2 protein-coding genes are annotated in these 2,730 nt (G+C 51.0%); one reads left to right on the forward strand and one right to left on the reverse strand.

Annotated features, from left to right (window positions below):
* Positions 1–125: 125 nt before the first annotated feature.
* Positions 126–1,550, reverse strand: coding sequence for a ribosome biogenesis GTPase Der (gene der, locus Q0294_RS01695; RefSeq protein WP_299460202.1), 1,425 nt, complete (start codon positions 1,548–1,550; stop codon positions 126–128).
* A gap of 322 nt (positions 1,551–1,872) precedes the next feature.
* Between der and hpnC the strand changes: the two genes are divergently transcribed.
* On the forward strand, positions 1,873–2,730 hold an 858-nt coding region (hpnC, locus tag Q0294_RS01700), incomplete at its 3' end, for a squalene synthase HpnC (RefSeq protein WP_299460205.1).

Raw genomic sequence — 2,730 nt, forward strand, 5'->3', positions numbered from 1 at the left:
AATCAAACGCTTCTTGCTTCTTGACAAAATTCAAGACAGTCGCTGACACCTTTTTGACTACCAGACGTGAAAGGGGAGAGAATCAGCAGACGTATGAACGCCAACCCTGCCCCCTTTTTGGGGCGTTATGACCGTTCCGGTTCGAAGTCTTCCTGTAGATCATCGCTGAAATCGTCGTGGTCGATCATGTCCAGGCTTGGGCCACTATCGTCTTTGAGATCTTTCGAGCGATAATAGATTTTGATGGGAATCTCTTTGAAGGGGAGTTGTTCCCGCAGGACGCCGCTGAGGTAGCGTTTCCAGGAGTCCGTGAACAGTTTCGCATCGTTACACTTCAGCACAATGGTCGGTGGTTCGGTGGCGACCTGAGTTGCGTAAAAGATTTTGGGGCGTCGATTTTTTGAATAAGGGGGCTGACTGTTCTGGATCGCTGCCCGGACAATCTTATTCAAGCGGCCCGTGGAAACGCGAATACGCGACTGCTTGTAAATCGTTTGTGCCAGATTGATGAGCTGTTTGATATTCCGGGAATCGCGGGCCGTCACGAACGCGACCGGAGCATGTCGCATCGTACGAAATTCCGACGTCAGGTATTCATCCCACTTTTCAGAAGTCATCTGTTTTTCGCGACCCAGATCCCATTTATTGATCACGAAGATACAGGGCTTGTAGTTTTCTTCAATTTCCGCGACCAGTTGTTTGTCGACTTTGGAAATGGTTTCCTGCGAATCGAAAAACATCAGTACGACACTGGCGCGACGGATGCTGCGTTTGGCCCGTGTTAAACCGTAAAATTCAATATCATTGGCCAGACTTTTCCGTTTGCGTACCCCGGGAGTATCAATCGCCAGAAATGATTTGTCATCAAATTCAAAACGAATATCGACACTGTCCCGCGTCGTGCCTGCCACTTCGCTGACAATCATGCGCTCTGATTCCGCCAGTGCGTTGATAAACGTACTCTTGCCGACGTTGCGGCGGCCGACGATGGCCAGCTTCAGTTCGGGCTCTGCGGAAAGCGCTTCTCCTTCAGAGTCTTCTAATTCTTCCGCCGGGGGTAAGTGTTCCAGAATGGCTTCGAGCAGTTCGGTGCGATTTCGGTTTCCTTTGACGCTCGTCAAGACCACGGGGGCATTGGTCAGGCGAAAAAAATGAGCTGCTTCGTCGTCCGTTTTTGTCGAATCGCATTTGTTGATACAGAGGATTTTCGATTTTTCAATCGACCTTAATCTCTGCGCCACCACTTCATCCAGATGGGCCACACCCGCCGTGCCGTCCACAACAAACACGATCAGATCGGCTTCATCAATGCCCACCTGAATCTGGCGTTCAATATCTTCCGATAAATCATCGCTGTCGGTGATGCCGATTCCGCCCGTATCGACCAGTTCGAAATAGCGGTCCCCCTCGTGAACCATGTACGTCACACGATCGCGGGTAACCCCTGCCGTCGGATCGACGATGGCGACACGGTGACCGGCAAGCCAGTTGAAAATCGAACTTTTGCCTACATTGGGACGGCCCACGATAGCAATTTTGGGTATGGCCATGTTTTTTACGTTTTTCTAAAGAAATCGTTTTTCAGTGTGAATCAAACAGGATCGGGTTTGCTCTCTTGATTTCCAGACGCAGGGCATGTATCCCTAACGTGTGCTGGTATCAGACTGTTTTGAGCGCCCGTTGATTCGGAGTCTTTGTATTATTAGCTAACTATCAAGCCAGTGCTGATGCCGGGCGGCAATGAACAGAACTCTGCGAACCGTCCGGGACGGTTATGGCATTATACGCGGCTGAGTCATATTTCTATAGAATATCCAGTTGGAAGACGATTGTTAATCAACTGGAGCTATGCGTTTGGGAACTTCCGGCTAAATGACGGTATTTGAGCAAGAATTGACCGCTTGGGGGCCTGATTCTTCCTATTATGAGGGAACGGATGCTCCTGTCAGCCTGGAGCAGGCCCGGGACTACTGCCGCCGGATTGCTTTGGGGCATTATGAGAATTTTCCCGTTGTTTCCTGGGTTTTGCCGCGTGATTTGCGCCCCCATTTTTTTAACGTGTATGCCTTTTGCCGCTGGGCCGATGATTTGGGAGACGAAGTTCCGGGAGCAGACTCCTCATTGGCTCTGCTCGCCTGGTGGCGGTCGCAATTAGCGGACTGTTATCAGGCACTTTCCAGCTCTCATGACGATCAGCGGCCGCTCGCGCCCCGGCTGCATCCCGTGTTTGTTGCTTTGACTCCGACCATTGTTGAGTTTGATTTGCCTCAAGAGGCGTTTGATGATCTGATTCAGGCGTTTGAGCAGGATCAACGTCTAACCGAATATCAATCTTTTGACCAATTGCTGGAGTACTGTCAGAAAAGTGCGAATCCTGTCGGGCGGCTGGTGCTTCATCTTTGCCGGTCTGTTTCGCCGCACACGCTGGCGTGGTCAGATTCGATTTGTACCGGGTTGCAACTGGCCAATTTCTGGCAGGATGTGGCGCGCGATTTTGCGATGGGCCGTGTTTATCTACCGGCAGAAGATCGTGAGCGATTTGGCTATACCAAGGCACATTTGGAAAGGAACGAGTCTAACGAGCCGTTCCGGCAACTGATGCAGTTCGAGGTGCAGCAGGCGCGGCAGTTTCTGTTGGACGGCTTACCGCTGGTGTCGCATCTTCCCGGCCGTCTGCAAATCGACATTGATTTGTTTACACAAGGGGGTCTGAAAATTCTGAATCACATT

The sequence above is a fragment of the uncultured Gimesia sp. genome, from assembly GCF_937919775.1.
In the GTDB taxonomy this organism is placed as follows: Bacteria; Planctomycetota; Planctomycetia; order Planctomycetales; family Planctomycetaceae; genus Gimesia.